Origin of the sequence: Anaeromyxobacter sp. Fw109-5, from assembly GCF_000017505.1 — a bacterium.
In the GTDB taxonomy this organism is placed as follows: Bacteria; Myxococcota; Myxococcia; order Myxococcales; family Anaeromyxobacteraceae; genus Anaeromyxobacter.
This window is the reverse complement of sequence record NC_009675.1, coordinates 3,457,254-3,473,387: the sequence shown is the minus strand read 5'-3', so window position 1 is coordinate 3,473,387 and position 16,134 is coordinate 3,457,254. Positions and strand designations below refer to the sequence as shown.

The 16,134-nt window shown below is 72.8% G+C and carries 11 protein-coding genes and 1 pseudogene; 7 read left to right on the top strand and 5 right to left on the bottom strand.

Annotated elements, in window-relative coordinates; translation table 11 throughout:
* On the top strand, window positions 1–1,053 hold the full coding sequence (locus ANAE109_RS15340; RefSeq protein WP_012097800.1) for a 2-oxoacid:ferredoxin oxidoreductase subunit beta: 1,053 nt from the start codon (window positions 1–3) through the stop codon (window positions 1,051–1,053).
* A gap of 261 nt (window positions 1,054–1,314) precedes the next feature.
* Here the strand turns inward: ANAE109_RS15340 and ANAE109_RS15335 are convergent, their stop codons facing one another.
* A complete protein-coding gene (locus tag ANAE109_RS15335; RefSeq protein ID WP_012097799.1) occupies window positions 1,315–1,602 on the bottom strand; it encodes a rhodanese-like domain-containing protein in 288 nt (95 codons plus the stop codon).
* A gap of 245 nt (window positions 1,603–1,847) precedes the next feature.
* Here ANAE109_RS15335 and ANAE109_RS25330 point away from each other — a divergent pair, with 245 nt between their 5' ends.
* The 3 genes and pseudogenes from ANAE109_RS25330 (at window position 1,848) to ANAE109_RS15320 (ending at window position 5,297) form a co-directional block, all read left to right on the top strand.
* Window positions 1,848–1,997: a hypothetical protein gene (locus ANAE109_RS25330; protein ID WP_158305895.1), complete on the top strand. Its 150-nt coding sequence runs from the start codon at window positions 1,848–1,850 to the stop codon at window positions 1,995–1,997.
* A gap of 168 nt (window positions 1,998–2,165) precedes the next feature.
* The gene (locus tag ANAE109_RS15330; RefSeq protein WP_369730613.1) at window positions 2,166–3,890 is read left to right on the top strand and encodes an HNH endonuclease; all 1,725 of its coding nucleotides are present in this window, start codon (window positions 2,166–2,168) and stop codon (window positions 3,888–3,890) included.
* Window positions 3,875–5,297, top strand: a pseudogene (locus tag ANAE109_RS15320) (IS3-like element ISAnsp11 family transposase). The gene ANAE109_RS15330 and the pseudogene ANAE109_RS15320 overlap by 16 nt, the downstream one beginning before the upstream one ends.
* Before the next feature lie 148 nt (window positions 5,298–5,445).
* Here ANAE109_RS15320 and ANAE109_RS15315 read toward each other — a convergent pair.
* Together ANAE109_RS15315 and ANAE109_RS15310 are read right to left on the bottom strand one after the other, a co-directional pair.
* Window positions 5,446–6,621: a hypothetical protein gene (locus tag ANAE109_RS15315; RefSeq protein ID WP_012097796.1), complete on the bottom strand. Its 1,176-nt coding sequence runs from the start codon at window positions 6,619–6,621 to the stop codon at window positions 5,446–5,448.
* 259 nt (window positions 6,622–6,880) lie between these two features.
* Window positions 6,881–8,152, bottom strand: coding sequence for a hypothetical protein (locus tag ANAE109_RS15310; protein WP_012097795.1), 1,272 nt, complete (start codon window positions 8,150–8,152; stop codon window positions 6,881–6,883).
* A 119-nt stretch (window positions 8,153–8,271) separates the two neighbouring features.
* Here ANAE109_RS15310 and ANAE109_RS15305 point away from each other — a divergent pair, with 119 nt between their 5' ends.
* From ANAE109_RS15305 to ANAE109_RS23575, 3 genes are all read left to right on the top strand, one after another.
* On the top strand, window positions 8,272–9,243 hold the full coding sequence (locus tag ANAE109_RS15305; protein ID WP_012097794.1) for a quinone oxidoreductase: 972 nt from the start codon (window positions 8,272–8,274) through the stop codon (window positions 9,241–9,243).
* 102 nt (window positions 9,244–9,345) lie between these two features.
* Window positions 9,346–10,986 (top strand): AMP-binding protein, encoded by a 1,641-nt coding sequence (locus ANAE109_RS15300; RefSeq protein WP_012097792.1) that lies wholly within the window; start codon window positions 9,346–9,348, stop codon window positions 10,984–10,986.
* Between the two features lie 222 nt (window positions 10,987–11,208).
* Window positions 11,209–11,793 carry a DUF5666 domain-containing protein gene (locus ANAE109_RS23575; protein ID WP_012097791.1) on the top strand — a complete coding sequence of 195 codons (585 nt, stop codon included), beginning with the start codon at window positions 11,209–11,211 and terminating at the stop codon, window positions 11,791–11,793.
* A gap of 88 nt (window positions 11,794–11,881) precedes the next feature.
* Here ANAE109_RS23575 and ANAE109_RS15290 read toward each other — a convergent pair whose 3' ends face one another.
* Together ANAE109_RS15290 and ANAE109_RS15285 are read right to left on the bottom strand one after the other, a co-directional pair.
* Complete coding sequence (locus ANAE109_RS15290; RefSeq protein WP_012097790.1) at window positions 11,882–14,968, bottom strand: efflux RND transporter permease subunit; 3,087 nt, start codon at window positions 14,966–14,968, stop codon at window positions 11,882–11,884.
* Window positions 14,969–14,996: 28 nt separating this feature from the next.
* Window positions 14,997–16,106 carry an efflux RND transporter periplasmic adaptor subunit gene (locus ANAE109_RS15285; RefSeq protein WP_012097789.1) on the bottom strand — a complete coding sequence of 370 codons (1,110 nt, stop codon included), beginning with the start codon at window positions 16,104–16,106 and terminating at the stop codon, window positions 14,997–14,999.
* Window positions 16,107–16,134 lie beyond the last annotated feature (28 nt).

The following is a 16,134-nucleotide window of genomic DNA, read 5'->3' as shown; positions in this document are numbered from 1 at the left end:
ATGGCCACCCCCGCCACCCCCACCAGCCCCGCCGCCCCGCGCACGAACCGGCTCGGCCTGACCGTCGTCGAGTACAAGGGCGGCAAGAGCACGCTCTGCGCCGGCTGCGGCCACAACGCGATCTCCGAGCGCCTCCTCGAGGCGATGTTCGAGATGGGCGTCCTGCCCGAGCGCGTCGTGAAGCTCTCCGGGATCGGCTGCTCGTCCAAGAGCCCCGCCTACTTCATGAGCCGCTCGCACGCGTTCAACGCGCTGCACGGAAGGATGCCGTCGGTCGCCACGGGCGCGGCGCTGGCGAACCGGGAGCTCCTCGCCCTGGGGGTCTCCGGCGACGGCGACACCGCCTCGATCGGCATCGGCCAGTTCGTGCACCTCATGCGCCGCAACCTGCCGATCCTCTACGTGGTCGAGAACAACGGCGTGTACGGGCTCACCAAGGGGCAGTTCTCGGCGACGGCGGACCTCGGGGCGAAGCTCAAGACGGGGGTGCAGAACGATCTCCCCGCCATCGACCTCTGCACCCTCGCCATCCAGCTCGGCGCGACCTTCGTCGGGCGCTCGTTCTCCGGCGACAAGCGCCAGCTCTCCACGATGCTCAAGGCCGCGCTCGCGCACCGCGGCACCGCGATGCTGGACGTCGTGTCCCCCTGCGTCACCTTCAACGACCACGAGGGCTCGACCAAGTCCTACGCCTACATGAAGGAGCACGACGTGCCGCTGCACGAGCTGAGCTTCGTGCCGGCGTTCGAGGAGATCGCCGTCGAGTACGACCCGGGCACGACCCTCGACGTGACGATGCACGACGGGTCGAGCCTGCGGCTGCGCAAGCTCGAGGAGGGCTACGACCCGCGCGATCGCGCCAGGGCGATGGCCCGCCTCATGGAGGCGCAGGCCGGCGGCGACGTCCTCACCGGCGTGCTCTTCCTCGACGCGCGGGCGCCGAGCTTCGTGGACCTCCTGAACCTCGTGGAGGCCCCGCTCACGACCCTGCCCGAGGCGCGCGTGCGGCCGCCCCGGAGCGTGCTCGACGCGCTGATGGAAGACCTGCGCTAGCTAGCGAACGACGCCCCGAGATCGCGAGCGCGCGGTGCGCGCTGAGGTGTCGCCAGGAGCGCTCGAGGGGTCACCGCTCGTGCTGAGCCCGTTGAAGCACGAGCGGCGGCCGGGACGCGCTCAGCCCCGCTTCGCCGCCGGCGCGCCGCCGCGCTCCACGGGCAGCCCGCGGCTCAGCCAGTCCGGCAGCCCGCCCTGGTAGACGAGCAGATTCGTGTAGCCCATCTCGGCCGCCGCACGGGCGGCCTCGTGGCTCAGCGTTCAACCCGCGCCGCGGCAGTAGAAGACGATGGGCGCGGCCCGGTCCTTCGGCAGCGACCCCTGGTGCGCCATCATCCACCCCGCGGGGATGCTGATGGCGCCGGGCAGGTGCGCCTGCGCGAACTCCTCGGCAGAGCGGCTGTCCACGATCAACACCTTGTGGCGGCTCGAGGCGAGCGAGAGCGCCTGGACCTCCTCCGCCCCGACGGTGCGGACCTCGGCGAGGGCGGCACCGGGGAGGAGGGCGGCGGCGACCACCGCGGCCGCGACGAGACGAGAATGACCCACGGGTTACCTCCGGCTGCGGAACGACGACGTGCGCAGCCGCGTGAGAGCCGCGGGCGGGGGGAAGGGTTCCCGGGGCGGCGGGGCGCGACGTCGTGTCGCCGGGCCCCTGAGCGCGCTCCTCGCCTCGAAGAGCGCGTCGTGTGGTAGTCGATGAGCTTTTCGCTCCGCTCCAATCCGCTTCGCAAGCGGTGCCTCGCGCAGTATCCCATTCGTATCGCAGTCGAAGGCGAACCGGATGAGCTCGCGTGCACGGAAGACGAGCTGGTGCGCAGCTGGAGTGGTTCGATTCCGAGGATGGCGACCGCTCGGTGCGGGTCACCGATGCGCGTGGGCGTCGGCTGATCGTCAAGATCAAGGCGTTGCAGGTGAAGGTCCTCGAGGTTGCGGATACGTAGGACGTCCGATCACGCCGGAGCCCGCCGTGATCGGATCAGCGTGCGAAGTGCGCGTCTGGACGCGCCGATTCCCACCTGGCCGATCGGGATCGGCGCGCTTGCGATCGGTGGGCTCGAGGCCACCTGCGTTGACGGTCAGTGTCAGAGCGCCATGCCATCCTGCACGCGATGGAGGCCGCGCTCCCCACGCTCGAGACGGATGCGGTGACGCCCGACGCCTCGCTGGCCGGCTACGCGGCGCCGCGGCTCGACCTCCCGCCGCTCACCATGGCCGAGCTCGAGACGTGGTTCCGCGGCGGAGAGCCGGAGGCGGACGCGTGCGAGCAGCTCCTCGCCTGGGCTGCGCGGGCCCGTGGCGCCCTGGATCTCGCGATCGGCGAGGGCCTCGACGCGCTCAGACACGGGGACCGGCTCGCGGAGCTGGGCTATCACCTCGACGACTACGCCCGCGAGGTCCTCGACCTCGGGAAGCGCTCCGCCGAGAGCCTCGCCCGGCTCGGGGCCGGGCTGCGCGCCCGTCCCCTCCTCCGCGACGCGCTGCGGTCCGGGCGCGTCCGGATCCGTGCGGCGGAGACGGTGCTGCCGGTCGCGGTGGGCGAGGCCGAGGCGCTATGGGTCGAGCGCGCCAGCGTGCAGACCGTCCGGGAGCTGGAGGGTGCGGTCCGGGCCGCGCGGGCTCCGGCAGGCGACGACGAGGACGAGTGGGTCCAGCTGCGCACGCATCTGCCGCCGGACGAGCGGCTCGTCGTCGACGAGGCGCTCGCGGCCGCCCGCGAGCAGCTGCCCGGCTCGACCCGGACCGAGCAGCTGGAGGCGCTCGCGCAGGAGTACCTCGGCGAGTTCTCGACCGACGGCGACTCCGACGGGACGCGCCCCCTCGGGCCCGGGTTTCGCGCGTGCGGCCTCGGCCCCCCTGCGCGGCGCGCCGCGGTCGGGGCCGCCACCGATCGATGGGCGGAGCTCCCCCCGGTTCCGGAGCTCGCCGCGCCGCAGGTGTCGTTCGACGAGGCGTCGACGGCGCAGGAGATCGACGAGCGGCTCCGCGCGCTGGCCCGCCTGCGAGTGGGGTGGGATCGGCTCATCGGATTCTGCGGGCTCGCGGTGAAGCGGAGCGGGATGCACGTGCTCCTGGGGTACGGCGGCTTTCGCCAGTACGTCGAGGAGCGGCTGGGGCTCCCCGCGCGCGCGGTGGAGCAGCGCGTCGCGCTCGAGAAGCGGCTATGGGAGTCGCCCCCGCTCCAGGAGGCGCGGCGGCAGGGCGTCTCGTACGAGAAGCTGCGGGTCCTGGCGCGGCTGCCGGAGACCGACATGGCGTCGTGGCTCCCTCGGGCGCTCGGGGCGACCTGCATCACGCTGAAGCGCGAGGTTGAAGGGGAGCGCGAGCGGCAGATGCGTGCGCGCCAGAAGCTCCTCGTCCCGCTGCCTCGCCGCGTGGCGGTGCTCCTCGCGGCCGCCATCGAGGCCGTCCGGGGACGATTCGGGCGCGTGCTCTCGACCGGAACGTGCCTCGCGGTCCTCGCGTTCCATTTCCTCGCGTCGTGGAGAGGCGCGGAAAGACGCTCGAAGAGCCGTTCGAAGAAGGTCCGCGAGCGGGATCAGGGCTGGTGCCAGGTGCCTGGGTGCAGCCACCGCGCCGCCCACTCGCACCACATCGACTTCCGCTCACACGGCGGCAGCGACGACCCTGAGAACCAGGTCGGCCTGTGCGCCTTCCATCACCTGAGGTGCATCCACGGTGGGTTCCTTCGCGTATTCGGACGGGCGCCGGACGGGCTCACCTGGCGGCTGGGTGGGAGGGTCTGGAGGGGACCCCCGGCCCTCTCTGCCAACGTGAGTGAGACAGCGACCCCCACGGAGTTTTGTGTAGAAGGGCGAGCTTGGACTTCACGGTGAGCAGCAGCGCAGTGATCGGGTTGGTTGGGCAGGAGACCGAGGTGACCGCGAAGGCGCGCAGGCGGCAGTTTACCGCCGAGTACAAGCGCAAGGTCCTCGCCGAGGCCGAGGCATGCACGAAGACGGGCGAGATCGGCGCCCTGCTCCGTCGCGAGGGCCTGTACTCGTCGCACCTCGTGGAGTGGCGGCGGGCCCGTGACAGCGGTGCGCTGGCCGGGCTCGCGCCCAGGAAGCGCGGACCGGCCGCGAAGGTCCCGCACCCGCTGGAGCGGAAGGTCGCCGAGCTCGAGCGCGAGGTCGCGCGGGCCACGCGGCGCGCAGAGCGCGCGGAGGGTCTCGTCGAACTCCAAAAAAAAGTCTCGGAGCTGCTGGGGATCCAACTGCCGAAGCCCGACGAGGAGAAGTGATGCAGGCGGTCACCGATCTCGGCGCCCGGCTTGGCATCGCGGCGTCGTGCGCCGCGCTGGGGCTGCCGAAGGCCACCTACTACCGCGCGCTCAAGCCGCGCCCGCCGCGGCGGACGCGGACCTACCACCGCGCGCTTGGCGCCGACGAGCACCGTGCCGTGCTCGACGTGCTTCACGAGCCTCGCTTTGCGGAGCTCGCGCCTGCCCAGGTCTACGCCACGCTGCTCGACGAGGGCCGGTACCTCTGCTCGGAGCGCACGATGTACCGCGTCCTCGCTGAGAACGCGGAGGTCCGCGAGCGGCGGAACCAGCTGCGGCACCCGAAGTACAAGGCGCCCGAGCTACTCGCCACCGCGCCGAACCAGCTCTGGAGCTGGGACATCACGAGCTGCTCGGCCCGCAGAAGTGGACCTACTTCTATCTGTATGTGATCCTCGACGTTTACAGCCGGTACGTGGTCGGCTGGATGCTCGCGCACCGGGAGACGGCGGTGCTCGCCGAGCGGCTCATCCGCGAAACCTGCGAACGCCAAGGCATCCAGCGCGACCAGCTCACCGTCCACGCCGACCGCGGAACCTCGATGACCTCGAAGCCGGTGGCGCTGATGCTCGCCGACCTGGGCGTCACGAAGAGCCACTCGCGGCCGCACGTCTCGAACGACAACCCGTTCTCCGAGTCGCAGTTCAAGACGATGAAGTACCGGCCCGACTTCCCGGAACGCTTCGGCGCCATCGAGGACGGGCGCGCGCACTGCGCCGACTTCTTCGGTTGGTACAACACCGAGCACCGCCACGGCGGGCTCGGGCTGGTGACGCCGCACGACGTCCACCACGGCCTCGCGGCCGCCCGGCTCCAGGCGCGCGACGTGGTCCTCGCGGCCGCCTTCGCCGCCCGGCCTGAGCGGTTTCCCGCCGGCGCGCCGTCGGCGGGCGCGGTGCCGTGCGAGGTCTGGATCAACAAGCCGCAGCCGGCTTCACCCACAGAGGAGGCGCGTCAGTAATCTCAGCAGCACCCTGTCTCATTCACGTTGACAGGTTCCGCGGTCCGGGCGGGGGCCGAACGACTCGTGTTCTATCCCGTACGTGCGTCACGTTGATTGGGCGCGTGTCGAGCCAAGCCGCCATGTGCATCAGAGCACGCGGCGATCCTCACCCGCCCGCGAGCAGCCGCGGCCACCACCGGTACGCGCAAGCGTCCTGCCCGGACTGCTGCACGACGGTGCCGTCCCACCCCTGGTCCAGCGCGCCGGTGGTGCAGCCGGTGGCGCCCTCGCGCAGGGTGACCCGGCCACAGAGGCGGCCCGAGGGCGAGACGAGGTCGATCCGCTGGGTGCAGTCCGGTGACGACTCGCCGGGCGGCTGGAACGCCGCGTAGCCCGCGTTGCCGCGCGTGAACTGATAGGTCCATGCGGTGCGCGCGGCGAGCCAGGCGGGAAGCGCGCCGCTCTTCGCCGCGCGGTGCTCGTACGCGCGCCGCCAGCGGCCGTCCACCCGGAGCGCGAGGCCGCCGTCGAGGAGGGGCTTCAGCGCGAGGTCGAAGCGCAGCGCCGGCGAGCCGAGCACGCCGTCGTACCGCTCCGTCCAGTCGCTTTCGAGCGAGGTCGATCCGCTCGCGTCGATCCACTTCACCACCAGGAAGGCGGAGTCCTGGTACAGGAGCAGCGCCTCGCCGCGGGTCGAGACGCCCACCACGTGGAAGAGCGGCTCCGCGGCGTCGCTCCCGTACTCCACCGTCTTCGGCTCCGGCCAGCGCGCGGCGCCGGCCGGGTCGAAGCGGTGGGCGCGCAGCCCGTGCCAGTGGTTGCCGTAGACGTTCACCCCCCGGAAGACGACCACGGAGCCGCCGAGCGGGTCCTGCGCGAAGCTCCAGCGGAAGCCCGTCGTCGAGGCGGGATCCTCCGAGACGGTCGCCGCGCTCGCGACCGCGCCCTGCGGATCGATCGCCACGTGCTCGACGAGCGGCTGCGACTCGGTCGGGCCGGGGCTCACGCGCAGGCCCTGGAAGCCGCGCGGCTCCGGGACGAGCTCGGACGCCGCGAACGCCTCGCGGAGTGCCCCGTCGGGCCCGTACGCGCGCCAGCCGGTCACGCCGCCGCCACCGCGGAACGCGACGGCCACCGCGCCGGTGCCGTCCGCGATCGCGAACGCGCAGGCCGCGCCGGCCGGCGGGGCCACGCGGACCGTCACGGGGGAGGGCGCGGCGGTGGGGAGGAGGGCGTCGCACTCGCCGCTCGCGTCGAGGCGCTCCACCGCCACCGTCGCGCTCTGCGGATACGCGCCATCCACCCCACCGCCGCCGCCCCCGCCGCCGCCCGGCGGGACCACGCCACCGCTCCCGTCCCCGCCCGACCCGCCGGTACCCCCTCCGTCGCCGGACCCGCCACCGCCCCCAGTCCCGCCGCCTCCACCGTCCGACCCGCCGTCCGTCGGCGGCGCGGGCGAGCCCCCGTCGCCGTTGCACGCGCCCAAGGCCAAGGCCAGCACGGTCAGGAGGAGGGCGACGGAGACCCGCACGCCGGGAAGATCGGCACCTCGGCCCCGCGGGCGAAGCCCGCACGCGGGTCCGTCCCGTCTCTCGTCCGGCTCAGCGGGCGAGCAGCCGCGGCCACCAGCGGAACGTGCAGGCGTCCGCGGCAGATTGCTGCACCACGGTCCCGTCCCAGCCCTGGTCGAGCGCGCCGGTGGTGCAGCCGGTACCGTCTTCACGAACGGTCACGCGGCCGCAGAGCCGCCCCGAGGGCGCCAGGAGCTCGATCCGCTGGGCGCAGTCGGGTGACGCCCGGCCGGCGGGCTCGAGCGCCGCGTAGCCCGAGTTACCGCGCGTGAACCTGAAGCTCCAGGTCGAGCGCTCGGCCAGCCAGGCGGGCAGCGGCTCGGAGCGCTCCGCGAGCGGCGGGTAGCGGCGGCGCCAGGCGCCGTCGGAGCGGACCGCGAGCGAGCCGTCGAGCAGCGGCGCGAGCTCCACCTCGTGGGCGAGCCCCTCGCCGACGACGCCGGTCGACGGCTCCGGCTCGGCGGTCCCTTCGCGCGCCGCGCCGGAGGGCTCGATCCAGCGCGCGCGCACGAAGGCCGAGTCCTGGAACAGCGAGAGCGCCGCGCCCGTGGTGGAGACGCCGGCCGCCATGAACCAGGGCTCCGACGCGTCCGGATCGGACGAGACCGCAACCGCCTCGGGCCAGCGCGGGGCGCCGCTCGCGTCGAAGCGGTAGGCGTCGAGCGCGTTCCAGTGGTTGCCCGCCACCGTCACCGAGCGGAACAGGACCACGCTGCCTCCCGACGGATCCTGCGCGAGCCGCCAGCGGAAGCCGGTGCGCTCCGCCGGGTCCGGCGAGACGGCGGACGCGCGCCGCACCCGCCCGTCGGGCGCGACGGCGAGGTGGTCCACGAGGTCGCCGCCGCCGGCGAGCCCCTGCCAGCCGTCGGGCGCGGCGACCAGCGCCTCCGCGGCGAACGTCGCCTGCGCGCGGCCGTCCGCGGTGGTCGCCTGCCAGGACAGACTCCCCGCCGCGTCGCGGAAGCCGAGCGCCACCGCGCCGGTTCCGTCGGCGATGCCGCCGACGCAGGTGCCGCCGGCCGGAGGGGAGAGCCGCGCGGTGACCGGCTCCGGGACGGCGTCGGGCACGAGGGCGTCGCACTCGGCGGCGTCGTCGAGCCGCTCCACGGTCACGGCCCCGGCCGCCACCTGCGCCGGGACGGTGGGCTGCACGGTGGTGGACTGCACGGGAGCGGGCCCGCCCAGCGGCGCCTCCCCAGCCGCCCCGGAGACGGGCCCTCCACCACACGCCAGCAAGGCGGACAGGGCGACGGGGACGAGGAAGACCGCTCGAGGCGCGAGGAGGTGGTCGGCGAGGGGCATGGCGGGGACAGTGTCGGCACGTCGGTCGGTTCGCGCCTGCCTGCTCCCCTGATTTTTGGGCCTCGACCGGGTCGAATTGGCCGCTGGCGTTCCTCGGCGCGACCGGTTAGGAGCCGGCCATGCCCAAGGCAATCCGCTTCCACCAGACCGGCGGGCCGGAGGTGCTCCGGCTCGAGGACGTCGAGGTCGGCGCGCCCGGCGCGGGCGAGGCGCGCGTCCGGCACAGGGCCATCGGCGTCAACTTCGTCGACACGTACCACCGCTCTGGCCTCTACCCCCTGCCGCTGCCGTCGGGGATCGGGGTCGAGGGCGCCGGCGTCGTGGAGGAGGTCGGGCCCGGCGTGAGCCACGTCGGCCCCGGCGATCGCGTCGCGTACACGGGGCCGATCGGCTCCTACGCCGACGTCCGGCTGGTCTCCGCCGAGCGGCTGGTGAAGCTCCCCGACGGCGTCGACGAGCGGACCGCCGCCGCGGTCCTGACGAAGGGGCTCACGGTCCAGGCGCTGGTGCGCCGCACGTACCGGGTGCGCGCCGGCGAGACCGTGCTCGTGCACGCCGCGGCGGGCGGCGTCGGGCTCATCGCGACGCAGTGGCTGAAGGCGCTCGGGGCGACGGTGATCGGCACGGTGGGGTCGGACGCGAAGGCGTCGCTCGCGCGCGCGCACGGCTGCGATCACGTGATCGTCTACTCCCGCGAGGACTTCCCGCGGCGGGTCCGCGAGCTGACCGGCGGCGCCGGCGTGCCGGTGGTCTACGACTCCGTCGGGAAGGCCACGTTCGAGGGGTCCCTCGATTGCCTCGCGCCGCTCGGGCTCATGGTCAGCTTCGGGAACGCCTCCGGCGCCGTCCCGCCCTTCGACATCGGGCTGCTCGCGCGCAAGGGATCGCTCTTCCTCACCCGCCCCACCGTCTTCACCTACATCGCCCGCCGCGAGGACCTGGAGCGGGGCGCGGCCGAGCTGTTCGAGATGCTGCGGAGCGGAAAGGTCGAGGTGGAGATCGGCCAGACCTGGCCGCTCGCCGAGGCCGCCGAGGCGCACCGCGCGCTGGAGGCGCGCCGGACCACCGGCTCGGTGGTGCTCCTCCCGTAGCCGGGGAGAGCCGCGCCTGACGCGAGGCGTCTAGCGGTCGCCCGCTCGCTCGCACTAGGATGCTCGCCCTCTGCGCGCGCCCCGCGGCGCGGGAGGGCATCGGTGAACAAACCTTCGTACGTCAGCGGCACGTCCTCCGTGCCGCTCCTCGGCGAGACCGTCGGGGAGAACCTGCGCCGCACCACCGCGCGCTTCCCGGAGCGCGAGGCGCTCGTGTCGGTGCAGCAAGGCTACCGCGCCACCTACCGCGAGCTCTGGGAGCAGACCTCGGAGCTCGCGCGGGCGCTGCTCGTGCGGGGGGTCCGCAAGGGCGACCGCGTCGGCGTCTGGTCGCCGAACCGGTACGAGTGGGTGGTGCTCCAGTACGCGTGCGCCCGCGTGGGCGCGATCCTCGTGAACGTCAACCCGGCCTACCGCGTCCACGAGCTCGAGCACGCGCTCCGGCACGCGGGCGTCTCCACGCTCGTGCTCGCCCGCGCCTTCCGCCAGGCGGACTACGTGTCGATGGTGCGAGAGGTCCGGCTGCGCTGTCCGGAGCTGCGCCAGACGATCGTCATCGACGACGAGTGGACGGACCTGCGGCAGGACGCGCGGCGGCTGTCGGAGGAGGAGCTCTCGAACGTCGAGCGCAGCCTGCAGTTCGACGAGCCGATCAACATCCAGTACACGAGCGGCACCACCGGCTTCCCGAAGGGCGCGACGCTCTCGCACCACAACATCCTGAACAACGGCTACTTCGTCGGGCAGCACCTCCGCTACACGGAGCACGACCGCGTCTGCATCCCGGTGCCCTTCTACCACTGCTTCGGCATGGTGATGGGCAACCTGGCCTGCACCTCCGCGGGCGCGACCATGGTGATCCCGGCGGAGAGCTTCGAGCCGCGCGCGGTCATGCGGACGGTCCAGGAGGAGCGCTGCACCTCGCTCTACGGCGTGCCGACGATGTTCATCGCCGAGCTCGAGCACCCCGAGTTCGCCTCCTTCGACTTCTCCTCGCTGCGCACCGGGATCATGGCCGGCTCGCCGTGCCCGATCGAGGTGATGAAGCGGGTCCAGAGGGACATGCACATGCCGGAGGTCACCATCTGCTACGGCATGACCGAGACCTCGCCGGTGTCGACGCAGTCGCGCGTGAACGACCCGCTCGACAAGCGCGTCTCGACCGTGGGCCAGGTACACCCGCACGTCGAGATCAAGATCGTCGACCCCACCACCGGCCGCGTCGTCCCGCGCGGCGCGCCAGGCGAGCTCTGCACCCGCGGCTACTCGGTGATGCTCGGATACTGGGACGACGCCGCGGCCACGCGCGCCGCGATCGACGCGGGGCGCTGGATGCACACGGGCGATCTCGCCACCCTCGACGCGGAGGGGTACGTGAAGATCGTCGGGCGCATCAAGGACATGGTGCTGCGCGGGGGTGAGAACGTCTTTCCGCGCGAGGTGGAGGAGTTCCTCTACACGATCCCCGGCATCTCCGACGTGCAGGTCATCGGGGTGCCCGACGCGAAGTACGGCGAGGAGCTCATGGCCTGGGTGAAGCTCCGCCCGGGCGTGACCCTCGACGGCGAGGCGATCCGCCGGCTCTGCCGCGGCAAGATCGCCACCTACAAGATCCCGCGCTACTACAAGTTCGTCGACGCGTTCCCCATGACGGTGACGGGCAAGGTGCAGAAGTTCCGCATGCGCGAGCTCGCCATCCGCGAGCTGGGGCTCCAGCGCGCCGCGAGCATCCAGACCGCTTAGCTGGCTGCGGCGCACGATGCCGGGCCTGCGGCGGGCGTCCTCGCTCGTCACCCGCCACATGCCGCCGGGCACAGCCCGCCCGCACGGTCGCCGGGCGCTCTCCCGCGCGCGCCTCCAGCGTGCGTCACTCCGGTCCGACCGCCAGGTTCCCGGCACGCAGGGAGAGTGCGCACCTTCTCGGTTGCGGGCGTGAGGCCCGCCAACGTGAGGGGGGTTCACAGGATGAAGAGACTGGCAATCGTGGGCGCGGCCGCCGCGCTCGCCTGGGCGCAGGGCGTCCGGGCAGACGACGTGGAGAAGAAGCAGGCCGAGACGCAGGAGAAGGTGCAGAAGGCCGAGGCGGAGGCGGGCAAGGAGACCCGGGAGGCCAAGGCCGAGGCACAGGAGAAGACCGCCGAGGCCCGCAAGGAGGCGCGCGAGGAGAAGGCGGAGGCGAAGGAGGAGCTGCGCGAGACGGAGAGGGACGCCGCGAGGCGCGCGCAGGGCACCAGCGCGGGTGAGCGCATGGGCACCGGCTCGGGCGCGGCCGCGATGCGCGACGAGAAGAAGCACCCCACCTTCGGGGACAAGGACAACTTCAAGCTCGAGGGCAGGATAGAGTCGGTGTCGGCGAGCTCGATCACCGTCCGTCGCGAGGAGCTGCCGGCCGCGAAGCTGAGCGTCGATCCCAACACCAAGATCGAGCTGGACGGCGAGCGGGTCTCCGCGTCCCAGCTGAAGCAGGGCCAGGAGGTGAAGGCGTCGTTCAACCTCCAGAACGACAAGCCCATGGCCGTGGAGATCAAGGCCGAGAAGATGGACAAGTAGCGGGCGCCCCCGGGCTCCGCGAAACGAGACGGGCTCCCCGGTGTCGCGGGGAGCCCGTCGGCTTCTTCCGGGCGGCGCGGGCGGCGGGCTAGGCGGCCCGCTCTCCCTCGTCGTCGCCGCGAACGGAGGGGACGGCGCGCACCAGCCGGCGGCGCAGCCCGTCGAGCAGCGCGTACACCACGGGCACCACCACGAGCGTGAGGACCGTCGAGGCCGCGAGGCCGCCGATGATGGCCCACGCCATGCCCGTGCGCATCTCCGCGCCGTCGCCGCGCGCGAAGGCGACCGGGACCATGCCGGCGATCATGGCGATCGAGGTCATGAGGATCGGGCGGAGCCGCAGGGGACCCGCCTCGAGCAGCGCCTCCAGCGTCGAGCGGCCCTCGGCGCGGAGCTGGTTCGTGAACTCGACGATGAGGATGCCGTTCTTCGTCACGAGCCCCGCCAGCATGATCATGCCGATCATGGCGAGCATCGACATGAACTCGTTCGCGAGGAGCAGCGCGGCGATCGCGCCGATCACCGCGAGCGGCAGCGAGAGCATGATCGTCACCGGGTCGAGCAGGCTCTCGAACTGCGCGGCGAGGATCATGTAGATGAGGACGATCCCCAGGAAGAGCGCGATGAGGAACTCGCGCCCGGTGTTCGCGAGCTCCTTGCCCTGGCCCTCGAAGTCCGTCTGCACCTGCGGCGGGAAGTCCTTCGCGACGCCGTTCAGGAACGAGATCGCCTCGCCGAGCGAGTAGCCCTTCAGGTTCGCGACCATCGTCACCTGCCGCTTCAGCGCCTGCCGCTCGATCTGGGAGGGCCCCTCGCCGCTCTCGAGCCGCGCCACGCTGCGCAGCTCGATGAGCTCGTTCCTGGGGGTGCGCAGGGTCAGCGCGCCGATGGCGTCGGGATCGGCCCGGGTCGCCTCGGGGAGCCGGAGCTTCACGTCGTACTGCTCGCCCTTCTCGCGGTACGTCGCGAACGCGTCCTGGCCGAGGTAGGCGCGCAGGGTCTGCCCGAGCGCCGCGGCCGGGAGGCCCACCGCGGCGGCGCGGTCGCGGTCCACCTGCACGGAGAGGAGCGGCCGGCCGGCGCGGTAGGTCGAGTCCACGTCGGTGAGGCCAGGGTTCTTCTCCATCGCCGCCTTGGTCTTCTCGACCGCGGCGAGGAGCGCGTCCCAGTCGTCCGAGCGGATGTTGAACTGCACCGGCTGCGGGCGCGAGCCGCCGCCCGCCATCATCTGCTGGTCGGCCACCGAGAGGATCGCGCCCGGGGGGACCACGAGCGACTCGCGCAGGTGCTGCTTGAACTCCTCCTGGCTGTATCGCCGGCTCTTCAGATGCACGAGGTTCACGGTGAGATCGGCCTTGTTCACCGCCTCGTCCACGCCGCCGCCCACCAGGGCGAAGACGTTCACCACGCCCGGCACGCCCCGGATCTGCGCGGCGATCCGCTCCGCCTGGGCCTCGGTCTCCAGGAGCGGCGTGCCCACAGGCAGCTCCACGCTCACCGTGACGCCGCTCTGATCCTGGGAGGGGATGAAGGTGAACTGGAGGAACTTGCCCAGGAACACCGTGGCGACGAGGACGCCGACGGCGCTGGCGACCGTGAGGCCCCGGTGGGCGAGCGCCCACTCGAGGGCCCGGCGGTAGGCGCGCTCGATGCCCGTGAAGAACCGCTCCAGCGCCGCGCCGACCCGCGTCGTGCCGTGCCCGTGCTTCGCGAGGAGGCGCGCCGACATCATCGGCGTGAGCGTCATCGAGACGAAGTAGGAGATGGCGACCGCCACCGCGACGGTGACGCCGAACTGGAAGAAGAAGCGGCCGACCATCCCCTTCATGAACGCGACCGGGATGAACACCGCGATGACGGACAGCGTCACCGCGAGGACCGCGAGCGCGATCTGGCCGGTCCCGTTCAGCGCCGCCTCTCGCGGCCGCTCGCCCTTCTCGAGGTGACGCACGATGTTCTCGATCACCACGATGGCGTCGTCGATGAGGAGGCCGATCGAGAGGGTGAGCGCGAGCATGGTCACGGTGTTGAAGGTGAAGCCGAGCGCGTGCATCACGGCGAAGGTGCCGACGACCGAGGTCGGCAGCGCGAACGCGGAGACGATGGTCGCGCGCCAGTCGCGCAGGAACACGAGCACGACGAGCACGGCGAGGATGGCGCCGATGAGGAGATCGTGCTGCACCGCGGAGATGGAGCCGCGGATGAACTTCGAGTTGTCGGTGACGACCTCGAGCTTCGAGCCCTCGGGGAGCCGCTGCGCCAGCGCCGCGAGGTCCGCCTTCACGCGCTCGGCGACCTCGACGGTGTTCGCGCCCGACTGCTTGCGCACGACGAGCGCCACGGCGGAGCGGCCGTCGAGCGTGGCCGACGAGCGCGCCTCGCCCGGCCCGTCCACCACGTCGGCGACGTCGCGCACGCGGATCTGCTTGCCGCCCGGGCTCGCCACCACGAGGTCGCGGAGCTCCTCCACCGAGCGGGCCTCGGTCTCGAGCTTCACCACGCGCTCCAGCCCCGGCTCGAGCATGCGCCCGCCCGGGACGTCGATGCTCTGCGCGCTGATGGCCTGGGAGACGTCGGTGGCGGCGAGGCCGTAGGAGCGGAGCCGCACCGGGTCCACCACCACGTTGATCTCGCGCTCGCGCCCGCCCACCACGTCGATCGAGCCGACGCCCTGGAGCCGCTGGAGCCCGGGCTTCAGCTCGTCCTCGGCGATGCGCGTGAGCTCCTGGATGGGCACCGGGCCGGAGAGGGCGAGCTGCACGATGGGCATGGCGCCCAGGTCGAGCTTCTGCACCACCGGCGTCTCGATCTCCTTCGGCAGCTGGGAGAGCGTCGCCTGGACCTTGTCGCGCACGTCCTGGGCGGCCACGTCCACCGGCACCGACAGGTCGAAGCGCAGCACGACCATCGAGATGCTCTCGAAGTTCTGCGAGCGCAGGGTGTCGAGGCCGGAGAGCGTGTTCAGCGCCTCCTCGAGCGGCTTCGAGAGGTTCTCCTCGACGGTCTCGGGGTCGGCGCCCGGGAGGATGGTGGTGACGGTGACGATCGGGAAGTCGACCTCGGGCATCTGGTCGACGCCGATGCGCGGGTAGGCGACGAGGCCGAACACCACCACCGCGAGCAGCAGCATGCTCGTGAAGATGGGACGGCGGATGAACGTGCGGATCGGGCTCAAGTGCGGGCCTCGGCTCTCTCTTTGATCGTCACTGCAGGACGCGCACCGGCGCGCCGTCCTTGAAGCCCGCGCCGCTCTCCGCGACCACGAGCGCCTCGGGCCCGACGCCCGACAGGACCCGGACCGTGCCTGGCCCGAGCTTCTCGACCTTCACCGCCTGGCGCTTCAGCCGGTCCGCCTCGACGGTCCACACGAACTGGGCGCCCTCGGCCTCCTGCACCGCGGCCGCGGGCAGGAAGAGCCCCTCGGTCGCGGCGGCGCCGCCGAGCGCGATCTCGACGATGGCGCCGGGGCGGAGCTCCTTGAGCGGCCCGCCCAGCGGGTCGGCGCGCACGTCCACCGTGCGCGTGCCCGGCTCGACCACCGCGCCCACCGAACGGATGCGCGCCTTGAACGGCCTGCCGGATGGGCTCACGGTCGCGGCCAGCTCGGCGCCGGGCGCGAGGAGGTCGGCCACCGCCTCGGGCACGCCGGCGCGCACCTCCAGGGACCCGACGTCCACCATCGCGAGCACGGCGGTGGGCGGCACCATCGCCACGAACTCGCCGGCGCTCTTCGTCCGCGCGGTGATGACGCCGTCGAAGGGGGCCTTGAGCGAGTGCTTCGCGAGCTGATCCTGCGCCGCCGCGACGGCGGCGCTCGCCTGCTGCAGCGCCGCGGCCGTCTGCAGCTCGGCGGTCTCGGCGCGCTCCACCATCGCGGGGGAGGCGGCGTCGCCGCGGGCGAGCTCGCGCGCGCGGCGCAGCTCGGACTCGGCGCCCCGGTGGGCCGCCTCGGCGGCGGCGCGCGCGGCCTGGGCCTGCTGGACCTGGATGCGGGCGGTGGAGGCGTCGAGCTCGACGAGCACCTGCCCCTTCTTCACCTGCGAGCCGACGTCCACGAGGAAGCGCTGGATGCGGCCGGAGGTCTCGGAGGACAGCGTCGCCTCGTGGCGCGCGCGGAGCTCGCCCGTGGCGCGGGTCACCCGGGCCGACCCGGCGTGCGGCTTCACCGTCCGGACGCCGATGGCCTCGGCGGCGCCGCCGGCAGGAGCAGGGGCGGGGGACGCGGCGGCGGCGGGGAGGGCTGCACCCCCGCCGCGGCCGCAGGCGAGGGTGAGGGCGGCGAGCAGGGCGAGGCGGGGGAGGGTTCGCGTCATCTTCCGAATCTCCATTCGGCAAAATTGA